Annotated in this window: 22 protein-coding genes; 12 read left to right on the top strand and 10 right to left on the bottom strand. The window is 66.5% G+C overall.

Translation table 11 applies throughout. The features are described 5' to 3' along the window. The first annotated feature begins 43 nt into the window (after positions 1–43). The 3 genes from ACQR1Y_RS27640 to ACQR1Y_RS27630 are packed head-to-tail and all read left to right on the top strand — an operon-like array spanning position 44 to position 1,782. Positions 44–808, top strand: a complete 765-nt coding sequence (locus ACQR1Y_RS27640; RefSeq protein ID WP_434878867.1) for a TSUP family transporter — start codon at positions 44–46, stop codon at positions 806–808. Between the two features lie 8 nt (positions 809–816). After that, a complete protein-coding gene (locus tag ACQR1Y_RS27635) occupies positions 817–1,053 on the top strand; it encodes a hypothetical protein (protein ID WP_434878868.1) in 237 nt (78 codons plus the stop codon). 33 nt (positions 1,054–1,086) lie between these two features. Next, the gene (locus ACQR1Y_RS27630) at positions 1,087–1,782 is read left to right on the top strand and encodes a glutathione S-transferase family protein (protein ID WP_434878869.1); all 696 of its coding nucleotides are present in this window, start codon (positions 1,087–1,089) and stop codon (positions 1,780–1,782) included. On the opposite strand, the gene ACQR1Y_RS27625 is transcribed toward ACQR1Y_RS27630, so the two are convergent. Further along, a complete protein-coding gene (locus ACQR1Y_RS27625; protein ID WP_434878870.1) occupies positions 1,779–2,567 on the bottom strand; it encodes a crotonase/enoyl-CoA hydratase family protein in 789 nt (262 codons plus the stop codon). The genes ACQR1Y_RS27630 and ACQR1Y_RS27625 overlap by 4 nt on opposite strands. Positions 2,568–2,662: 95 nt before the next feature. On the opposite strand from ACQR1Y_RS27625, the gene ACQR1Y_RS27620 reads away from it, so the two are divergent. Continuing rightward, the gene (locus tag ACQR1Y_RS27620; RefSeq protein WP_434878871.1) at positions 2,663–3,271 is read left to right on the top strand and encodes a TetR/AcrR family transcriptional regulator; all 609 of its coding nucleotides are present in this window, start codon (positions 2,663–2,665) and stop codon (positions 3,269–3,271) included. Here the strand turns inward: ACQR1Y_RS27620 and ACQR1Y_RS27615 are convergent. The 4 genes from ACQR1Y_RS27615 to ACQR1Y_RS27600 all read right to left on the bottom strand — a co-directional run bounded on the left by ACQR1Y_RS27615 (position 3,246) and on the right by ACQR1Y_RS27600 (position 5,449). Beyond that, on the bottom strand, positions 3,246–3,731 hold the full coding sequence (locus tag ACQR1Y_RS27615) for a hypothetical protein (RefSeq protein ID WP_434878872.1): 486 nt from the start codon (positions 3,729–3,731) through the stop codon (positions 3,246–3,248). The two genes, ACQR1Y_RS27620 and ACQR1Y_RS27615, sit on opposite strands and share 26 nt — an antisense overlap. Positions 3,732–3,746: 15 nt before the next feature. Continuing rightward, the gene (locus ACQR1Y_RS27610; protein WP_434860503.1) at positions 3,747–4,406 is read right to left on the bottom strand and encodes a hypothetical protein; all 660 of its coding nucleotides are present in this window, start codon (positions 4,404–4,406) and stop codon (positions 3,747–3,749) included. Positions 4,407–4,550: 144 nt separating this feature from the next. Then, positions 4,551–5,234, bottom strand: a complete 684-nt coding sequence (locus tag ACQR1Y_RS27605) for an HAD family hydrolase (RefSeq protein ID WP_434878873.1) — start codon at positions 5,232–5,234, stop codon at positions 4,551–4,553. Beyond that, positions 5,231–5,449, bottom strand: a complete 219-nt coding sequence (locus ACQR1Y_RS27600) for a cysteine-rich CWC family protein (protein WP_434878874.1) — start codon at positions 5,447–5,449, stop codon at positions 5,231–5,233. Before ACQR1Y_RS27600 ends, ACQR1Y_RS27605 begins: the two co-directional genes overlap by 4 nt. Positions 5,450–5,609: 160 nt before the next feature. Between ACQR1Y_RS27600 and ACQR1Y_RS27595 the strand changes: the two genes are divergently transcribed. The 4 genes from ACQR1Y_RS27595 to ACQR1Y_RS27580 all read left to right on the top strand — a co-directional run bounded on the left by ACQR1Y_RS27595 (position 5,610) and on the right by ACQR1Y_RS27580 (position 11,394). Continuing rightward, positions 5,610–7,145 (top strand): DUF1800 domain-containing protein, encoded by a 1,536-nt coding sequence (locus tag ACQR1Y_RS27595; protein ID WP_434878875.1) that lies wholly within the window; start codon positions 5,610–5,612, stop codon positions 7,143–7,145. Further along, positions 7,142–8,365 (top strand): DUF1501 domain-containing protein, encoded by a 1,224-nt coding sequence (locus ACQR1Y_RS27590; RefSeq protein ID WP_434878876.1) that lies wholly within the window; start codon positions 7,142–7,144, stop codon positions 8,363–8,365. The genes ACQR1Y_RS27595 and ACQR1Y_RS27590 overlap by 4 nt, the downstream gene beginning before the upstream one ends. 124 nt (positions 8,366–8,489) lie before the next feature. After that, positions 8,490–8,810, top strand: coding sequence for an antibiotic biosynthesis monooxygenase family protein (locus tag ACQR1Y_RS27585; RefSeq protein WP_006609227.1), 321 nt, complete (start codon positions 8,490–8,492; stop codon positions 8,808–8,810). Between the two features lie 601 nt (positions 8,811–9,411). Continuing rightward, positions 9,412–11,394 (top strand): AI-2E family transporter, encoded by a 1,983-nt coding sequence (locus ACQR1Y_RS27580; RefSeq protein WP_434878877.1) that lies wholly within the window; start codon positions 9,412–9,414, stop codon positions 11,392–11,394. 190 nt (positions 11,395–11,584) lie between these two features. On the opposite strand, the gene ACQR1Y_RS27575 is transcribed toward ACQR1Y_RS27580, so the two are convergent. From ACQR1Y_RS27575 to ACQR1Y_RS27555, 5 genes are all read right to left on the bottom strand, one after another. Next, positions 11,585–12,058 (bottom strand): GNAT family N-acetyltransferase, encoded by a 474-nt coding sequence (locus tag ACQR1Y_RS27575; protein WP_434878878.1) that lies wholly within the window; start codon positions 12,056–12,058, stop codon positions 11,585–11,587. Between the two features lie 59 nt (positions 12,059–12,117). Further along, complete coding sequence (locus ACQR1Y_RS27570) at positions 12,118–12,312, bottom strand: hypothetical protein (RefSeq protein WP_434860495.1); 195 nt, start codon at positions 12,310–12,312, stop codon at positions 12,118–12,120. 67 nt (positions 12,313–12,379) lie between these two features. Continuing rightward, entirely contained in the window at positions 12,380–12,625 is a 246-nt protein-coding gene (locus ACQR1Y_RS27565; RefSeq protein WP_434878879.1) for a hypothetical protein, read from the bottom strand. Positions 12,626–12,816: 191 nt separating this feature from the next. Further along, positions 12,817–13,467, bottom strand: coding sequence for a glutathione S-transferase family protein (locus ACQR1Y_RS27560; RefSeq protein WP_434878880.1), 651 nt, complete (start codon positions 13,465–13,467; stop codon positions 12,817–12,819). 193 nt (positions 13,468–13,660) lie between these two features. After that, the gene (locus ACQR1Y_RS27555) at positions 13,661–14,893 is read right to left on the bottom strand and encodes a glycosyltransferase family 87 protein (protein WP_434878881.1); all 1,233 of its coding nucleotides are present in this window, start codon (positions 14,891–14,893) and stop codon (positions 13,661–13,663) included. A 205-nt stretch (positions 14,894–15,098) separates the two neighbouring features. Here ACQR1Y_RS27555 and ACQR1Y_RS27550 point away from each other — a divergent pair, with 205 nt between their 5' ends. The 4 genes from ACQR1Y_RS27550 (at position 15,099) to ACQR1Y_RS27535 (ending at position 19,836) form a co-directional block, all read left to right on the top strand. Continuing rightward, positions 15,099–16,301 (top strand): pyridoxal phosphate-dependent aminotransferase, encoded by a 1,203-nt coding sequence (locus tag ACQR1Y_RS27550; RefSeq protein ID WP_035644355.1) that lies wholly within the window; start codon positions 15,099–15,101, stop codon positions 16,299–16,301. Between the two features lie 121 nt (positions 16,302–16,422). After that, complete coding sequence (locus ACQR1Y_RS27545) at positions 16,423–16,947, top strand: DUF992 domain-containing protein (protein WP_434878882.1); 525 nt, start codon at positions 16,423–16,425, stop codon at positions 16,945–16,947. A 170-nt stretch (positions 16,948–17,117) separates the two neighbouring features. After that, positions 17,118–17,588 (top strand): DUF992 domain-containing protein, encoded by a 471-nt coding sequence (locus tag ACQR1Y_RS27540; protein WP_434860489.1) that lies wholly within the window; start codon positions 17,118–17,120, stop codon positions 17,586–17,588. Between the two features lie 199 nt (positions 17,589–17,787). Beyond that, positions 17,788–19,836, top strand: a complete 2,049-nt coding sequence (locus ACQR1Y_RS27535; protein ID WP_434878883.1) for an elongation factor G — start codon at positions 17,788–17,790, stop codon at positions 19,834–19,836. Positions 19,837–20,115: the final 279 nt, after the last annotated feature.

The following is a 20,115-nucleotide window of genomic DNA, read 5'->3' as shown; positions in this document are numbered from 1 at the left end:
CGCCTCGCCAGTAGGCGATCATTGCTGACGAAGGAGACCAGCCATGACGCCCGTCCTGATCGCAGCGCTCGGATTGCTGATGGTGGCGACCGCGTTCCTGTCGGGCCTGTTCGGCATGGCCGGCGGACTGATCCTGATCGGCGTGCTCTTGGCGATCATGCCGCTGCCGGCGGCGATGGTGCTGCACGCGGTGACGCAGATGGCCTCCAACGGCTGGCGCGCGGTGCTGTGGCGGCGGCACATCCGCTGGCGGCCGGTCGCGGTCTATCTCATCGGCTGCGCGCTGGCGCTCGGGCTGTGGGCGCTGGTGCGCTACGTGCCGGACAAGCCGGTCGCGCTGCTGCTGCTCGGCGTCACGCCGTTCCTGGCGCGGCTGATGCCGTCGGGCCTCAAGCCCGATCCGGAGAGCGTCTGGCAGGGCGCGGTCTACGGCATGATCTGCATGGGGCTGATGCTGATGACCGGCGTCTCCGGCCCGCTGCTCGACACGTTCTTCCTCGGCGCGCGCTTCGATCGCAAATCGATCGTCGCCACCAAGGCGACGTGCCAGGTCGCGAGCCACCTCACCAAGCTGATCTATTTCGGCGGGATCATCGACCAGGCGGCGCAGCTCGATCCGGTGCTCGCGGTCGTGGCGATCGCGGCGTCGATGCTCGGCACGACCTTGGCGCGGCGCATCCTGGAGGCGATGAGCGAGCAGCAGTTCCGGGTCTGGGCCAACCGCATCATCACGGCGGTGGCGAGCTACTACATCCTCTATGGCGGCTGGCTGCTGCTGGTTGCGCAGAGCTCCGTTGCAGCCGAATGAGGTGAGCGATGACCGGATCAGCCGATGCCCTGGTGCTCGATTTCGTCGAGTGGATCGCGCTGAAGCCGCGCAGCCATGCGGAGGTGGTCGAGACGTGGCGGACGAGCTGTCCGCGGCTGACGATCTGGGAGGATGCCGCTGACGCCGGCTATGTCGCGCGCAGGCCGGCCGCGGGCGGCGGCGTCATCGCCGTCACCGAGGCCGGCGCGCAGCTGCTGCGCGACAATGGCCGAGTCGTGAGCTAGAACGATCTCCTCGCAGGAAGAGGGGATCGAAGCATGTCACTGAAGCTGTTCGAACTCGTGGGCACCGATGCCGGCCGCCCGTTCAGCCCGTTCTGCTGGCGGACCCGCATGGCGCTGGCGCACAAGGGGCTGAGCGCGGAGACGATCCCGTGGCGCTTCACCGAGAAGAGCGCGCTTGCGCCGCACGGCTCCGAGAAGGTGCCGGTGCTGCTCGACGGCGACCGCACGATCGTCGATTCCTGGGTGATCGCCGGCTATCTCGAAGACACTTATCCCGATCGTCCGTCGCTGTTCGGCGGCGCCGGCGGCCACGCGATGGCGCGCTTCATGAATGCGTGGGGCGACATCGCAATCGTCGGCGGCATTTTCCCGCTGATCATCGCCGACATCCCGAAGAACCTGGCGCCCGAGGACGCCGCCTATTTCCGCACCTCGCGCGAGGCGCGGTTCGGCAAGCGGCTGGAAGAGGTCATGGCGCCGCGCGACCAGGCGGTGATCGGCTTCCGCAAATCGCTGGAGCCGCTGCGCCAGACCTTGAAGGCGCAGCCCTTCATCGGCGGCCATGCGCCTGATTATGCCGACTACATCGTGTTCGGCGGCTTCCAATGGGCGCGCGTGGTCAGCCCGTTCAAGCTGCTGGAGGAGACCGACAGCGTCTATGCCTGGCGCGAGCGGCTGCTCGATGCCTTCGACGGACTGGCGCGCAAGTCGCCGGGATTTCCGGTCTAGCCGGAGACGCGTGGCGGCCGGCGTTCGCGCCAGGCCGCCAGGCCTGCGTCGAGGTCGCGGCTGCCGACCAGCGCCGCGAACTGCTCGGCTTCGACCTGCAAGCCTTCGCCGACCGCCATGTTGAGGCTGCGCGTCGCCGCCGTGATCACGGCCGCGACGGCGTCCGGGCCGTGGCGGATGATGCGTTGGGCGAGCGCGCGAGCCGCCGGCAGCAGCTCAGCATGCGGCACGACCGCGTTGACGAGGCCGATCTCGAGCGCGCGTTCGGCGGGGAAGGGATCGCCGGTGAGCAGCAGCTCGAGGCCGCGCTTGCGCCCGACCAGCCGCGGTAGCCGCTGCGAGCCGCCGAAGGTCGGCGGCATGCCCAGCCGGATCTCCGGCTTGGCGAAGCTCGCGCGGTCGCTGGCGACCGCCAGATGCACGGCTTCCGTGATCTCGCAGCCGCCGCCGAAGGCGAGCCCGTTGACGGCGGCGATGACCGGCTTTTGAAAGGCCTCCAGCCGCGCCGTCATCGCCTGGCCGCGGCGCACGAAGTCGCGCAGCGCGGCGGCGCGCCCGTCGGCGACGCTTTTGCTGAACTCGTCGATATCGGCGCCGGCCGAGAAGGCGCGGTCGCCCGCGCCGGTGAGGATCACGGCCCGGACGGCGGGATCGGTTTCGATCCGGTCGAGAGCGGCCATCAGCGCGTCGATCAAGGCGTAGCTCAACGCATTGAGCTTGCCCGGACGGTTGAGCGTGAGCAGGGCGATACGGTCGGCAACGTGAAACAGGACAGGCTCGGTCATGACGGCGCCTCGCGGACTGTAAGAATGCCGCAGAGACTAGGCGTGGCGCCGCGCAAGATATATTCACTGGTCAGTATACATTGACGGAGCGCTGCATGGCTCGTTCCTCCGATCCGACCCGGGCGCGCATTGTCGCGGCGGCGAGCAAGCTGTTCTATGCCGAGGGCATCCGCGCCGTCAGCGTCGATGCCGTGGCGGAGAAGGCCGGGATCACCAAGAAGACGCTGTACTATCACTTCCGCAGCAAGGACGACCTCGTCGCCGCCTATCTCGCCGCGCGCGACCAGCCGAACCTCGCGCTGTTCAAACGCTGGTTCGACGAGGCGGAGGGCGCATTGCCAGACAAGATCGCCGCGATCTTCCGCCGTCTTGCGGACTCCGCACGGCATCCGAAATGGCGCGGCTGCGGCTTCCTGCGCACCACCGCCGAACTGGCCAATCTGCCCGGCCATCCCGCGATCAGGATCGGCGCCGCGCACAAGAAGAAGTTCGAAGCCTGGCTGCAGGGCACGTTCGACGACGCGGGCATCGCGGGCGCGAGCGAATTGGCGCGGCAGATGCTGCTGCTGCTCGACGGCGCGTTTGCCGTCGTGCTGCTGCACCGTGATGCCGGCTACATGGAAACCGCGGGCGAGGCGGCGCGGGCGCTGGTCGCGGCGGCGCTGCCGCGCAGGACGCTCAGCCGCCGCAGCCGCGGCCCCTGACCTGCTCGCCGCGCACGACCGTCGCCACCACCTGGCTGGCCATGGAGTCGAAATCGGACGGCTTGATGTAGCCGGCGGCGTAGGCTTCCTGGGTCAGGCGCTCGATGCGGCGATCCTCGGCCGTGGTCCAGACGCCGGCGATGTAGGTCGCGCCGGCCGGGCCATAGATCTCGGGATAGCGCTCGTTCTGGTTCTGGCGGTGATAGTAGTAGTGGCCGAGGCCGCTGATGAAGTCCTTGCGCTTGTCGCCGCAGCGATCGCTCCAGGCACGGTCGAGTGCCTTCAGCGCATCCTGGCGCTGCGACTGACGCGCATCCCTGGTGTACTTCTCGTGGTCCTCGAATTCCGCGCCGCTCACGGGCGGAAACACCTTCGCCTGCGGCGGCGCCGGCTTCAGGAAGATGTGTCCGGCGACCTGCCAGACGACGATGGCGGCGATGATGAAGATGAGCCGTTGCATGGCAGCGCCCGCTTGCTAGCGCCGGTCGCGCTGCGCCTGCCGGATGCGGCAGACCGATGATTCATCCGACCAGAGACCCGGCCCGGCAAACATCGGGACGTCCTCGCGGATGTCGGCCGGGAAGTCCGCCTTGGTGACCCCCTTCTCGTCGAAGGCCGCGAACAGTGCCTCCTTCACACGCTCGTCCAGCGGCGTGCTGACGCTGGCTGCGGCTTCCTCCATGGATTTTTCGGAGCAGACCTTCATGCCGAGGAAATTGCGCTTGCAATCCAGCTTGGCCACGTAGGCGCGCGTATAGGCCGAGACCGCGTCGACGAGATTCTGCTTCTGGGTCTTGTCGCAGGGCGACAGCTTGTAGGCGGTCGCGGCCTGCAGCGCGTCCATCCGCAACGCGTCGAGCTTGGGATTCTTGTCGCTCTGCGACGTGTGCTCGGCGAGCCAAGCCTTGCGCTCGAACTTCTCCTTGGACCTGGCATCGCCGAACTGCATGTCCACCGTCGCGGACAGCGGTGCCACCACGGCCACTGTCTGGGAGCCACCGGCAAGGTTCGACACGGTTTCGATCGGGGCCGACCAGGTCGAGGCGCCCGGCAACGGAAAGCCCCTGACGGCCCAGCTCACACCACCGAATGCCAACACGAATGCCGCGCCCACGGCGCCAATAAATCGCAACATGAAACGACCCATCCACGAACGCCGCTAAGGTAGTCCATGCGGGTTAATGCATCCACCAGCGCCGCGCGATGCGTGCATCGACGTGAAGAGAAGGTGACCGTCTTCGGCGGCTTTTGAAGACAATGGCTGATGAACGCCGTCGCTTCAGGTCCTGACGGACAGCACCGAACGTTCGGCGAGCAGTGCGATGGTCGCGTCGAGGTCCGGCAGCACGGCCGCGCATTTCGCGCGCGACTGCTCGGTCGGCGGCACGATGTCGGGCACCATCAGCGTGATCGCGCCGGCGGCATGCGCCGCGGCCACGCCGGGATTGGAGTCCTCGATCGCGATGCAGGCGTGCGCACGCGTGCCCAACCGTTCTGCGGCCAACAGATAGAGATCGGGATGCGGCTTGGCGCGGGTGACATCGTCGCGCGTCAGGATCGCGTCGAAGCGATGATGGATTCCGGCGAGCCGAAGATGATCCGCTGCCGTGCTGCGCGAGGACGAGGTGACGATGGCCTTGGGCAGACCGGCGGCCTCGATCGCGGCGAGCAGGTCGATCACGCCGGGCTTCAGCGGCATCCCCGCCTGCAGGATCTCGGCGGTCTTGGCGGCGAACAGCCGGTTGACCTCATCGAGGGGGAAATCGTCGCCGAAATGGTTGCGCAAGGTGCGCTCATTGTCGGGCCCAGGAATGCCGATCATGGCATGACAGAGCTCGGTCACACCCTCGACATGGCCGAGCGAATTGAAGGCCGCGATCGAGGCTTCCAGATACACCTTCTCGGTATCGAGCAGGGTGCCGTCCATGTCGAGCAGGACGGCATCGACGTTCCAGCGCGTCATGAGCCCAGGTCCGCCTTGGCCAGCCGCTTCAGGCAATCGGCGCACAGGCAGTCCTTGAAGGCGCTCTGCCCATCCTTCGGCAGCGGCAGGCGGACGCTCTCGTCGAAGCACCAGCAGGACCCGTGGGGATCGCAGGTGAATGTCGTGCCGCAGGACTCGCACACGAGCTTTCGCGCGGTAACGTTTGCTAAACGATTTGTCACGTTCGGAACCACGCGCGGCGCGTCCTTTTCATGTCCGGTTCATCTGTCGCGGCAAGTATAGTCCGTGACAATCGGCCGCGCCATCGCCCTCGACGGTCGCGGCAACAAAGCTGTGCGGGCTCCTGCGCTCGCGCGACCTGCTGATGAAGCGGTCTGCTGATGAGGATGAGACATGGCGCGTGATGCGAAGGCCGCCCTGGTCGCGTTGAACCGTTTCGGTTTCGGCGCCCGCGGCGGCGCCTCGGGCGATCTCGTCAGTGCCGCCTCGGATCCGCGCGGCTATGTCAAGGCCGAGCTCAGCCGTCCCACCGGCGCGTTGCTCGAAGTGCCCGGCCTGCAGCCGACGCCGGCGCTCGCCGACACGGTCTTCGCCTATCAGGAGGAGGTCAAGCGGGCGCGCGAGGCAGCCGCGAAATCGGCCGCCGAAACGCCGTCGATGGATCAGCCCGGCCAGACGCGGGGCCTGTCCATGAACCGCGCCGACGCGCCGATGGCCGCCGCAGCCTCCGCTGCCCCGACCACGGGCGGCGCCAGCATGGCGCCCGCTGCGGCAGATCCGGCCCAGGCGAAGCCGGCGCAACCGCAGCAACCGCCCAACGTCGTTCAGAAGACCTTCCGCGCCGAGGCGCTGGCGCGGCTGCAGCGTGCGATCCTTGCGGATTGCGGCATCACCGAGCGCCTGGTGGCGTTCTGGTCGAACCATTTCTGCATCTCGGCCGCGAAGGGCGAACTGGCGCGCATGTGGGCCGGCGCGTTCGAGCGCGAGGCGATCCGGCCGCATGTGCTCGGGCGCTTCGCCGACATGCTCAAGGCGGTCGAGCAGCACCCGGCGATGCTGTTCTTCCTCGATAATCAGGAATCGCTCGGCCCGGACTCGCGCGCCGGCCAGAACCGCAAGCGCGGCCTCAACGAGAATCTCGCGCGCGAGATCATGGAGCTGCATACGCTCGGCGTCGGCGGCGGCTACACGCAGGACGACGTGACCTCGCTGGCCCGCATCATCACCGGCTGGAGCTTCGCCGGCCGCAATGCCCGCAACGGCGCGCCCGGCAGCTTTTTGTTCAATGCGAACGCGCATCAGCCGGGACCGCAGACTCTGCTCGGCAAGGTCTATCAGGACAACGGTCTCGCGCAGGGCGAGGCGGCGCTCGCCGATATCGCGCGCCATCCGTCGACGGCGAAGTTCATCGCCACCAAGCTGGCCCGGCATTTCGTCGCCGACGATCCGCCGCCCGCGCTCGTCGCCAAGCTCGAAACAACGTTCAGGACCAGCGAGGGTGATCTCAGGGCGGTGACGCTGGCGCTGCTGGATTCGGACGAGGCCTGGTCGGCGCCGCTGACCAAGATCCGCTCGCCGTATGAGTTCCTGGTTGCCGGCGGCCGCCTGCTGGCGCGCGTCCCGGAGGACCCCGGCTTCTATCTCAATGCGCTGAACACGCTGGGCCAGCCGCTCTGGGCGCCGGCCGGTCCGAACGGATTTGCCGATACCAATGCGATGTGGGCGGCGCCGGAGGGCATGAAGCTGCGGCTCGACATTTCTGCGCAACTCGGCGCGCGCCTCGGCAACAATCTCGATCCGCGCGATCTGCTCGACCTCGTGGCGGCCGGCGCCGCGTCATCAGAGACGCGGCAGACGATCGAGCGCGCCGAGACGCGTCAGCAGGCGCTGGCGCTGCTGTTGATGTCGCCGGAATTCCAGAGGAGATGACGATGGATCAGGCCACGATCTCGCTGCTGCCGTCGCGCCGCCATCTGCTGCTGGCGGGCGCATCCTTTGCCGCCTGGGGCTACCTGCCGAAATTCGCCCGTGCCGCCGACCAGCGCGATCCGCGCCTGATCGTCGTCATCCTGCGCGGCGCGCTCGATGGGCTCGCCACCGTCGCGCCGATCGGTGATCCCGACTACACCGGCCTGCATGGTGCGATTGCGCTCGCGACGGACGGCGCGCATCCGGCATTGCCGCTGGATTCGTTCTTCGCGCTGCATCCGTCGATGCCGGAATTCGCGCGCATGTATCGCGCCAGGCAGGCCGCGGTGATCCATGCGGTCGCCACGCCATATCGCGAGCGCTCGCATTTCGACGGCCAGGACGTGCTTGAAAGCGGCTTTGCGGGGCCGGGCCGCGTGCAATCCGGCTGGCTCAATCGCGCCCTCGAAATCCTGCCGCGTGGGTCCCGTGTTGCCGGTGCGCTCGCCGTCGGACCGACCGCGCCGCTGGTGCTGCGCGGCGGCGCGGCGATCGTCGGCTGGGCGCCGGTGACGTTGCCGCAGGCGGATGACGACACGGCGATGCGGCTCGTCGATCTCTACAGCCAACGCGATCCCGCCTTGGCCGCGGCGCTTTCGCAAGGACTGAAGCTGGAGAAGGTCGCGTTCGGCGACGACATGAAGCCGAAAGCCGGCGGCAACCAGATTGCAGCCATGCGCCAGGTCGCGCGCGGCGCAGCCAAGCTGATGGCCGCCGACGAGGGCCCGCGTGTCGCGGCGCTGGCGTTCGATGGCTGGGATACGCATGCCAATGAGGGCGGCGCGGTCGGGCGGCTCGCGCAATTGCTGTCGGGGCTCGACGGCGCGCTCGCGGAGTTCGAGAGCGGATTCGGCCCGCGCTGGCGCGACACGGTGGTCGTGGTGGCGACCGAGTTCGGTCGCACGGCCAGGATCAACGGCACGCAAGGCACCGATCACGGCACCGGCACGATCGCCCTGCTTGCGGGCGGCGCGGTGAAGGGCGGACGCGTCATCGCCGATTGGCCGACGTTGAAGATGGCGAGCCTCTATCAGGGGCGTGACCTCGCGCCGACCACGGATCTGCGCGGCGTGTTCAAGGGCGTGCTGGCCGATCACCTCGGATTGAGCGAGCGCGCGCTCGGCGAGACCGTGTTTCCGGAGAGCGCGGCCGTGAGGCCGCTCAAGGGTCTCCTGGCCTGAGGATCGCGCGGCGTTTCGTTCGATTGCTCAAAACATCGCCGCAGCGGCGGCGATGACCGCAGGCGCATGGCGGCGTGAAGTCTGCTATGCCTGGATGCAGCGGCATATCATCCAGGAGATCACCATGTTCATCGCCATGAATCGGTTTCGCGTCGCCAAGGGCTCGGAAGCGGCCTTCGAGCAGGTCTGGCTGTCGCGCGACAGCCATCTCGACAAGGTCCCCGGCTTCGTCGAGTTTCATCTGCTGAAGGGGCCCGAAGCCGAGGATCACACGCTCTACGCCTCGCACACGATCTGGGCATCGAAGACGGCTTTCGAGGACTGGACCAAGTCCGAAGCCTTCCGCATGGCCCACAAGGGCGCCGGCGACAACAAGCCGCTCTATCTCGGCCCGCCGCAGTTCGAGGGTTTCGAGGTGAAGCAGACGGTGGGCGGGAAGAAGTAGTTCGCGTTTCTTAAGCCACGCTGCTGCCGCCAGAGGCGGTGTGCTCCCTCTCCCCGTTCTTACGGGGAGAGGGCTGGGGGGAGGGGCAGCCGCACGGGCGGTGATCATTTAGGCACGTCGGATATCGGTTGCAGCGTTGAGATGTTCAGCGTTGCAAGTTCTTCGAGACGAACGACACATCTCGAGCCGGCTGGTAGGTCCATTGGCCTCGCGCGTTACTATGCGCTGATCTTAGTTGCCGCCGAAGCCATCCTGTACCCTGATCAAGGCAACACTTCCCGTGCGGCTGCCCCTCACCCCAACCCTCTCCCCGTGAAGAACGGGGAGAGGGGGCGCAGCGCGTGCGGGGCGGCTATCTCGTCAGCGAAGCGTCTGTAATCACAAAAGACACCTAGGCTGTTGAGGCGAGGCCTCGACGCCGCTGCTCGCGTCCATGCGACGAAAGGCGCAGCCGGGGAACTGGACGCTCACGGCCTCGTTATTGCGTGTCGGGATGCGGGCGAACCGAAGCTGGGGACCGCGCTTTCAAGTTCGTGGGTTCATCGAGCCAAGGCCCCGACGGTCGTGCGCGCAGCGGTTCCTCGCTCGGAAAGAGAGATTGATGATCAGCCGACAGCCGCTCAAGGCCCGCAGCACCGAGGATGTTCTCGGGCTCATCAATGCCCTGGCGGTCGCGATCTTCGCGGTCATCATCATCGCGCTGCTGTACTTTGGTCGGGACATTCTGGTCCCGATCGCGCTTGCCATCCTGCTCAGCTTCGTCCTGGCGCCAGTGGTGACACAGTTGCAGCGGCTTCGGGCTCCGCGCGGACTGGCTGTCGTCACCGTGGTCTTCTTTGCATTCGTCGCGATCTTTGCGCTGGGCAGCCTGCTCGCCACCCAGCTCGCGCAGCTCGCCAGCGAGTTGCCGAAGTATCAGTCCACGATGAGCGAGAAGATCCAGTCGTTCCGCGACACCAAAGCCGGGCGGGGGACGCTGGAGCGTGCCTCGGACATGCTCAAGGATCTGGGCAAGGAGCTCGACAGGCCGAAGGAGCCGGAGGCAACTCCGGTCCCGAGTGGTCGTCGGACGACGCCGTCAGGGCCCGTGGCCCCCATTCCGGTCGAGGTCCGGCAGCCGGATCCCGGCGCGCTCGACAGCCTTCGGACGCTGATCTCGCCGCTGATTCATCCGCTGGCGACGACAGGCATCATCGTCATCTTCGTGATCTTCATTCTGCTGCAACGAGAAGACCTGAGAAATCGGCTCATTCGCCTCGCCGGCTCATCCGACCTGCAACGCACCACGGCGGCCCTCGATGACGCGGCTTACAGGCTGAGCCGGCTGTTCCTCACGCAACTCGCCCTCAATGGCGGCTTCGGCGTGGTGATCGGCGTCGGCTTGTGGATCATCGGCATTCCCAGCGCCATTCTCTGGGGCATCCTCGCCGCGGCGCTACGGTTCGTACCCTATATCGGCGCCGTCATCGGCGCGGCGTTTCCGCTGGCCCTGGCCGCCGCGGTGGACCCTGGCTGGACGATGTTGATCTGGACGCTGGCGCTGTTTGTCGTGGTCGAACCGGTGCTCGGCCACGTCATCGAGCCGATGGTCTATGGGCGCAGCACGGGCCTGTCTCCCGTGGCCGTCGTGGTGTCCGCGGCGTTCTGGACCGCGCTGTGGGGGCCGATCGGACTGGTGCTCGCCACACCGTTGACGGTCTGTCTCGTCGTCATCGGGCGTCACGTGGAAAGCCTCGAGTTCCTCGACGTCATGTTCGGCGATCGACCTGCGCTCTCGCCTCCGGAGATCTTCTACCAGCGCATGCTCGCGAGCGATCCGACGGAGGCGGCCGAAAAGGCGGAAGAGTTTCTCAAGGAGCGCTCGCTGATCGCCTATTGCGATGAGGTCGCGGTGAAAGGGCTTCAACTGGCCCAGGCCGACGCCGAGCGAGGGGCGCTCGCTTACGATCGCCTTGCAACGATCCGCGATGCCGTCACCGAGCTGACGGACGATCTGTCCGATCAGTATGAGGGCCCGGCCGCGGCAGGCGAGACGACCACGGATCCGGAAGCGGCATCAGCCATCGACGACGCCGCGCGCAGCGAGGCGATCGACACCATCCCCGTTCTCAGCAAGGAGGAGCTTGCGGAGGGGTGGAGAAGCGAGCAGCCGCTCCTGTGCATGGCCGGTCGAACGCCGATCGATGAAGCGGCCGCGGTGCTTCTCGCGCAGCTGTTCTCAGCGCACGGATTGGGCGCGAAAGTCTCAGGCGCGGAGGCGCTTTCGACCGTCAACGTCATCAAGCTGGAGCCGGCCGGCGTTGCGATCGCGTGCCTGGTCTATCTCGGCCATCCCGGCGTGGCCCATATGCGCTACGGCGTTCGCCGCTTGAAGCGGCGTATGCCCCGGGCCAGCGTGATGCTGCTGTGCTGTGCGGCGAATCTGGACCAGGGAGCAGCGAAGGCGCTGCAGGACGCGACCAAGGCGGATCGGGTGGCAACCAGCATGGGCGAGGCCGTCAGAATGTGCGTTGAAGCCGCGCAGAACAAGCCGCCTGAGCCGGTGCCGTCAGCCCGGTTGGATGCGACGACGAACGTGGCGTGAGACGCGCATCGACGATCCAGACCGGCGAGAAGAAGATGGGATAAAAAAAGCGGCCCCGGTCAGAGACGGCGACTGACGGGGACCGCTGAAACGCGTGACCGGTGACGGGGGATGATCAGGCGTTGGCGAAAGCCTAGGTCCGAGCCATGACAGTCACGTGACAGGTCCGGTGGCGTGAGGAGGGCTGGCGTCAGAGCGTCTTGCGGTAGACGATGAACCCGGAGCGCTCGGCGATCTTGTCGTACAGCGCCTGCGCTGTCGTATTGGTTTCGTGGGTCTGCCAATAGACCCGGGTCGCGCCGGCCCGGCGTGCCTCAGCATAGACAGCTTCGATCAGGGCGCGGCCAACGCCCTTGCCGCGTGCGGCCTCGCTGGTGAAGAGATCGTTGAGATAGCAGAGCGGCACGATCGAGGTGGTGACGCGGTGATACAGATAATGCGCGAGGCCGATCAGCGCGCCGTCGCTCTCGGCGACCAGGGCATGCACCGGCTCGGCGGGATCGAAAAACCGGGTCCAGGTCGTCGCGGTGATCTCGAGCGGGAGCGCCGTCGGACCCGACCGGCCGTAGAATGCGTTGTAGCCGTCCCATAGCGGCAGCCAGCGCTCATAGTCGTCGCGCTCGATCGCGCGGACCGTGAGAGTTCTTTCCTGAGCGTCTTGCATGAAGGAGTGCCCGCTGTTCGAGACCGACAGGTTCTCGATAAGCGCAGCCGCGCCTTCGATCAATCGGGGACTGGCAGCGACGGGTCTGAGGCCGGCGGCCTTGCCAATTCAACCAGAGCCGCCTCACCCTCTGCGGTCCTCGGCGACAGCGAAAGCTCGCCGCGCCGTTCGATGATGATCAGCAGTGACGCCGCCAGCAGGATTGCGAGGGCCAGAGTCACGGCAACGATTACGACCGTTGATTTCATCGCCATTTGGAGTGCGAGACAATCATCGCCTGTTGTCGCGAAAACCGCGAAGGGTGGTCAAAATGGCTTCCTGCTAAGCGAGCAACGACAAGACGGCGCGAACCGACAGCACGGTGAGTGTGAAGCTCAGTGAGATCGTGCTGGCGGCGATGACCACGGCGACGGTGGTGGTGAGGCCGGGTGAAAGGGTCAGCGTCGCGTTGTCGTGGAAGCCACTGACCGTGGTGCTCAGGTCTTGATGATGTTCCGATCGCTGCGGCGATGCCTGGCCGCGGACCCAACTGAACCTCGGAACGGAAGCTCGACGCCACCGGGACATACGACGAATCCCTTACCCCTACATCCGCGAGCGAATCACTCGCAGAGGTAAATTCTAAGGTTACGGTGGGCAGGAATGCGGCGGTCAACGCCCAAAGGCGGCAAAAAGATGGCGCTGGCGGTATTTGTTCCCGCCAAAACGCGTATTTTCCCCGCTGTTCTACGGGCGGTCGGTAGTCTTACGGAACCTGTTCAGCCGTAGTCGGCGGCGATTCCGGCGGAATCGATCAGCGCCGGCTGCCAGTCCATCGCGACGAAGCCGGGCGCCTGCTCGACGCGGCGGAGCCAGCTGCGAATCCTGGGAAAGGTCGACAGGTCGAAGTCGCAGCGGTCGGCGACATGCGTGTAGCCATAGAGCGCGATGTCGGCGACCGTCAGTTGTTTTGCCGCGAAGTAGTCGTTGCTCTTGAGGTGATTCTCCATGACCTGCAGCGCCGCGTAGCCGCGCTCCATCCAGTCCTCCAGCGCGTGGGTCTGCAGGTCGCGTCCACCCTTCACCAGCAGCAGCCAGAAATAGGCCGCGCCGATGTTCGGCTCCAGCGCATGCTGCTCGAAGAACATCCATTGCAGCGCCTCGGCGCGCTCGATGCGGGATTCCGGCACCAGCGGCGTGCCGCCGGCGACATACCAGAGGATCGCGTTGGACTCGGCGATATAACGGTCCTCACCGACTTCCAAGAGCGGGACCTGGCCGCTCGGATTCTTGGCGAGGAAGTCCGGTGTGCGGCTTTCACCCCTGAGGATGTCGATCTCGATTGCCTGATAGGGCGCGTTCAGCAGCGCCAGCGCAAGGCGAACCTTGTAGCTGTTGCCCGACCGCTGCATCGAATAGAGCTTGTACATCCCGCCATTGTCGAGTTCGAGGAATCATCGTGTCGTGGAATCACGCATTCGGACGCCCAATCGTCCCGCAATGCGGCCAGACAATGATGCCGATGGGCGCGGGCTGCAAGACCCGAGACATGGAAAAAGTCGAAAAGCGCTACTGCACTGCACGCGCGAGTAACAACTTTTCAAGAGAATCAAACTGTAGAGATCACGCTTGTGCGATGCGTGCGTGTGCCTCGATCTCGATGGTGCGATCGGTGAGCGCGCGGCGCAGCGTCAGCGCGAACAACGCGATCAGCACGAGCAGGCCAAGTGGGATCGTCGTCGCGCCCGCCACGCTTCGCGACAGCAGCGGGACGATCCAGGCAGAAGCGAGCACGCTGAGCTCGTAGTCGCGGAAACCATGGGCGAGGCCGTGGCGGACGAAGAAGATGATCGCGACCGCGATCACGACGAGGTCGTAGTCCAGAACGTAGGGCGTGGCCAGCAGACTCGCGCTGGCGAGCGCCGAGGCCTTGAGGTCGAACGCCGCCTCGCTGTGCCACAGCCAGGCGAGACCGGCTGCGAGCGACAGCGCCAGCAACGTCTGCAGCGCATAGGCGGATTTGACATCGGCGCCCCAATGGCGCGCGGCCGAGAACACCGACTGGATTTTCTCCCAGCCGGTGCCGCCTTGCTCGAGCACGACGTTCTGCGTGAACGTCATCGATTGGAAGAAGGCATGCCAGACGTCCTGGCCGAGCGCGGCGAAGCTGATGAGGACCAGCGCGGCCACGGTCGCGGCTGCCGCCGCGATGGTGGGCCAGCGAGCGCCGGCGATCAGCGCGACGGGAATGAGGACACCGAATTGCGGCTTGTAGGCCAGTAGGCCGATCAGCACGCCGGCCACCCAGGGCCGGCCGCGTTCCATCGAAAGCAGCGCGCCGCCGAGCAGGGCTGCGGTGAAGAACGCATTCTGGCCATGACCGATGTTGACGAACACCGCGGGAAACGCGGCCGCGACCAAGAGCGTCTCGGGACGCGGCAGGATCGCGCGCATCACGGTGAGATAGGCGATCAGGCTGGAGACGACCCACAGCGCCAGCCCGCCGGCATAGGGCAGCAGCGCGGTGATGGCAGCGATCGCGAAGAAGAACGGCGGGTAGTGCCAGCCGAAGAACGGCACGTCGCGGCCGTCGAACACGGCCTTCTCCATCGCGTGCTGCAGCGGCGGGTCATAGGCATCGGGCGCCTGGCCCTGAAGGGTCAGCACGCCTGCCGCATAGACATTGGAAAAATCGGTGCCGATCGGCTTGCCGTTGCGGTCGATCAGTCCATCGGACAGCGCGATCCAGCCGGCGATCGCCGCCATCGTGACCGCGAGCAGGATCCAGCTGTAGGATTTGATCCGTGCGGCCGTCAGCCAGTCGCCGGATCGCAGGGCGCACGCGAGTGTGGTCATTTCGGCCTGAAAAATGGGACAATCGTTGGCCCACGCTAGCCCGGCCGCTTTAACGTTCCCTAAACTCTTGGGAGCCATGTGCCCAAGCTTCTTGCGATGCGGCTCTGCGGGCCTTAAAAGCAGGCGTTTCCCTGACATGACCGGTCGTGGCCCGAAAAGGGTGATCCACGACGCGTGATCCAAGACGCCTGCATAGGAGCTGATGATGTCCTTTCTCGCCGCTGCGCTCGACCGTGTGAAGCCGTCCGCGACCATCGCGGTCACGGACAAAGCGCGCGTCCTCAAAGCGGCGGGCCGCAACGTGATCGGCCTGGGTGCCGGCGAGCCGGATTTCGACACGCCCGACAACATCAAGCAGGCCGCGATCAAGGCGATCCAGGATGGCAAGACCAAGTATACCGCGGTCGACGGCATCCCGGAGCTGAAGGAAGCCATCATCGGCAAGTTCCAGCGCGAGAACGGGCTCACCTACAAGCCGAACCAGGTGATCGTCGGCGTCGGCGGCAAGCAGGTGCTGTACAATGCGCTGATGGCGACCATCAATCCCGGCGACCAGGTGATCATCCCGGCGCCGTATTGGGTGAGCTATCCGGAGATGGTGGCGCTCGCCGGCGGCGAGCCGGTGCCGGTGGTCTGCACCGCCGCGCACGGATTCAAGCTGCAGCCGGAGGCGCTGGAAAAGGCGATCACGCCGAAGACCAAGTGGCTGATCCTGTGCTCGCCGTCGAACCCGACGGGCGCGGCCTATACCAAGGCTGAGCTGAAGGCGCTCACCGAGGTGCTGGTCAAGCATCCGCACGTCTGGATCATGACCGACGACATGTACGAGCACCTGGTCTATGACGACTTCGTGTTCACCACGCCGGCGCAGGTCGAGCCGTCGCTGTACGACCGTACGCTGACCGTGAACGGCGTCTCCAAGGCCTATTGCATGACCGGCTGGCGCATCGGCTATGCCGGCGGTCCGGCGCAGCTGATCAAGGCGATGGCGACGATCCAGTCGCAGTCGACATCGAACCCGTGCTCGATCGCTCAATGGGCGGCGGTGGAGGCCTTGAACGGTCCGCAGAACTTCATTCCGGCGAACAACAAGGTGTTCAAGGAGCGCCGTGACCTCGTGGTCTCCATGCTGAACCAGGCCAGCGGCATCGAGTGCCCGCGGCCCGAGGGCGCGTTCTATGTCTATCCGTCCTGCGCCGGCACGATCGGCAAGACCGCGCCGTCCGGAAAGGTGATCGAGAACGACGAAGGCTTCGTCACCGAGCTGCTGGAGACCGAAGGCGTCGCGGTGGTGCACGGCTCGGCCTTCGGCCTCGGCCCGGCGTTCCGCATCTCCTACGCGACCAAGACCTCGGACCTCGAGGACGCCTGCAAGCGCATCCAGCGGTTCTGCGGCAATCTGAGGTAATCGGGCAACAGCCGCCTCGAAACACCAGAAGCCAAGTTCCAGGCCGAAAGGCGCCATGTTTTGAACATGGCGCCTTTCTTTTGTCCGGAGGTAAGTTCTGGTTGCGTAAGGTCCGAGTTCGATGCGGCTGCTTGTGCTGGCGATTCCTTTGCTTGTGTCGATTGCGCCGTTGGCGCAGGCCCACGCCAACCGGCCGATGCGGGCCGGGGTGCTCGAATGCGAAGGGCGTAAGACGGCCGGCAAGCTCGTGATGTCCCAGGCCCGCCTGCGCTGCGTGTTTCGCAGCCAGGGCCGCCAGCCGGAGCGCTATGTCGCAAAAGTCCGCCGCTACGGGCTCGACCTCGGGCTGACGGATGAGACCCGGATGGCGTGGGCGGTGAATGCGCCCGTCAATGATTTCGGCCGCAGCGAGCTGCGCGGCCGTTACGGCGGAGTGTCCGCCAATGCCGCCGCGCTGGTCGGCTTCGGCGGCAGCTTCCTGGTGCGCGACACCGACCGCGCCGCGGCGCTGCAGCCGATCAGCCTGCAGGGACAGACCGGCATCAACCTCGCCGCGGGGGTCACCGAGGTCGAGCTAGTGCCGCTGCTGCCGATGCATCCGAGCCCGAGCCAGCCCTCGTCCTACTTCTCGCGCTACTACCGCTGAACACGACGACAATGCCTCGCAGCAGCGCTGCGTGAGTCCATGCCTTCAGTCGTTCAGGCAGATGAACGCGTGTGCTTCTGGTACGGCTGTAAGCCTTGTGGCATAGATGTGATCGCCCGCGATCATCGGCGGGTCAGCATCACGTCGTTCATTTCAGCCGGAGTTTATTCATGCGCTCGACCATCCTCGCGGGGCTCACCGCCGTGGGTCTCTGCCTTGCCGGCGCTGCCCATGCGCAAGATCGCGTGCGGGTCGGCGTGCTCGAATGCCGCGGCGGCGCCAGCGTCGGCTTCATCGTCGGGTCGGTGACGCATCTCGGCTGCGTGCTGCGTGCCGACGGCATTCCGGAAGACCGCTACGTCGCGACCATCCGCAAGGTCGGCCTCGATCTCGGCATCACGCAGGAATCGCTGCTGGCGTGGGTCGTCTATGCCCCGGTCGCGCGGCTCGGGCCGGGCGATCTCTCCGGCGACTATGCCGGCGCGCAGGGCTCGGCGGCGGTGGGCGTCGGCGTCGGCGGCAACGTGCTGGTCGGCGGCTCCGCCAATTCGATCGCGCTGCAGCCGCTCAGCGTGCAGGGCCAGGTCGGCCTGTCCGTCTCGGCCGGACTGCAAAGCCTCGAATTGCGCCCTGGGCGTTAATTGGGCGTTGATTCGACGTTGATCTTCCCTTTGCCGTGAACAGCGGTCTTCCCGCAATTGTGCGGGAAGAACCCTGCGTTCTCCGCACTGCAGCGACGTTTTTCGCGCGACCCCTGCTTGCCAAAGCGGCAGACGAGGCAGAGCATTCGGCTTTGCCGACCCAATCACGGGCCGAGCTCCACAACCAGGAGGCGGCGAAATGGGACAAGACCTGAGAAGTCCCCGAGGTCCACGGTGCATCGCGCTGGTGGGCCCTTTCCAAAGCGGTAAAACCACCCTGTTGGAGGCGATCCTGGCGCGGACGGGAGCGATCCCGCGCGCCGGCAGTGTCGATGCCGGCACCGCCGTCGGCGACGCCAGCGCCGAGGCGCGTCATCACAAGATGAGCGTCGCGATGACGGCTGTGACCACGAGCTTCATGGGCGACAGCTACACCTTCCTCGACTGTCCCGGCTCGATCGAGTTCGCGCACGACATGCGCGCCGCTCTGCCGGCCGTCGATGCCGCGATCGTGGTGTGCGAGGCGGATGAGAAGAAGCTGCCGCAGTTGCAGATCATCCTGCGCGAGCTCGAGGAGCTGCGCATTCCGCGCTTCATCTTCCTCAACAAGATCGACCGCGCCAATGCGCGCATCCGCGAGACGCTCGCGACCCTGCAGCCGGCCTCGCGCGTGCCGCTGGTGCTGCGCCAGATTCCGATCTGGAACGGCGAGCTGGTCGAGGGCTTCGTTGATCTCGCGCTGGAGCGCGCCTTCATCTATCGCGAGCACAAGGCGTCCGAGGTGATCGCGCTGGAGGGCGGCAATCTCGATCGCGAGAAGGAAGCGCGCTTCTCGATGCTGGAGAAGCTCGCCGATCACGACGATGCGCTGATGGAGCAGTTGCTGGAGGACATCCCGCCGCCGCGCGATGCCGTGTTCGACGACCTCGCACGTGAATTGCGCGACGGGCTGATCTGCCCGGTGCTGCTCGGCTCGGCCTTGCGCGAGAACGGTGTGCTCCGGCTGATGAAGGCGCTGCGCCACGAGGCGCCCGGCGTGGCCGACACGGCGAAGCGGCTCGGGGTCAAGGAGACCAAGGAGGCGCTCGGCTACGTCTTCAAGACGCTGCATCTGCAGCATGGCGGCAAGCTCTCGTTGACGCGCGTGTTGTCCGGCCATCTCGACGACGGCGCCACGCTGCACGCGGCCGCGGGCGAGGCGGCGCGCGTCTCCGGCATTCTCGCCGCGACCGGTGCCTACGACAGCAAGCGCGCGTCGGCCGAGGCCGGCGACACGATCGCGCTCGGCAAGCTCGACACGGTGAAGACGGGCGACACCATCGCGACCGGCAAGACCGCGCCGCAAGCGCTGGTGAAGGTCGATCCGTGCCCGCCCGTTCTGGCGCTCTCGATCGCCGCCGTCGACCGCAAGGACGACGTCAAGCTCGGCCAGGCCCTGCAGCGGCTGCACGAGGAGGATCCGTCGCTGACCATGGTGCAGAATCCGCGCACCCACGACACGGTGCTGTGGGGGCAGGGCGAGATGCATCTGCGCGTGGCCTTGGAGCGACTGCGCGACCGCTTCGGCGTCAATGTGAAATCGCATGCGCCTGGGATCGGCTATCAGGAAACCATCCGCAAGCCGATCACCCAGCGCGGCCGCCACAAGAAGCAGTCGGGCGGCCACGGCCAGTTCGGCGACGTCGTGCTCGACATCAAGCCGCTGCCGCGCGGCGAGGGTTTTCTGTTCACCGAGAAGGTGGTCGGCGGCGCGGTGCCGCGCAACTACATCCCGGCGGTGGAGGAGGGCGTCGTCGATGCATTGACGCGCGGCCCGCTCGGCTTCCCCGTGATCGACCTCGCGGTGACGCTGACGGACGGCTCCTATCACAGCGTCGACTCGTCCGATCTCGCGTTCCGGACCGCGGCGCGGGTCGGGGTCGGCGAGGCGCTGCCGCAGTGCCAGCCGGTTCTGCTGGAGCCGATCCACACCGTCGAGATCGTCTGTCCGACCGAGGCGACGGCCAAGATCAACGCCATCCTGTCGGCGCGGCGCGGCCAAATCCTGTCGTTCGACACCCGCGACGGCTGGCCCGGCTGGGACTGCGTCCGCGCGATGATGCCGGAGGCGGAGATCGGCGACCTGATCGTCGAACTGCGCTCCGCCACCGCCGGGGCCGGCAGCTTCACCCGGACCTTCGATCATATGGCCGAGGTCACGGGCCGCGCTGCGGACCACATCATCGCCTCGCATCGCGACGCGGCGTAGCGACGTCATCCATGAGACGTCATCCATGACACGCGGCCGGGCTTTCATGGCCCGGCCTGCCGTTGCAGCCACGGACGCGCTCTCCGGACCGGCGGCGTGCGTCGCCCTGCATTGCGGCGCAATGTGCACTTGTGCACCTACCGAGTTCCCGGCATGGTGCTATGAAAACGCCATCCGACGTTCGGACCTGATATGCCGTCATTGGCCGAGCGATGATCCTCGGCTGCCGCCCGCGCCCTTCGGCCCGTTCGAGCCGGACGGGGCGATGGCGGGTTTGAG

Origin of the sequence: Bradyrhizobium sp. HKCCYLRH3099 (assembly GCF_051167855.1) — a bacterium.
In the GTDB taxonomy this organism is placed as follows: Bacteria; Pseudomonadota; Alphaproteobacteria; order Rhizobiales; family Xanthobacteraceae; genus Bradyrhizobium.
Note: the sequence above shows the minus strand (reverse complement) of the source record. Positions and strands in the feature narration are given on the sequence as shown.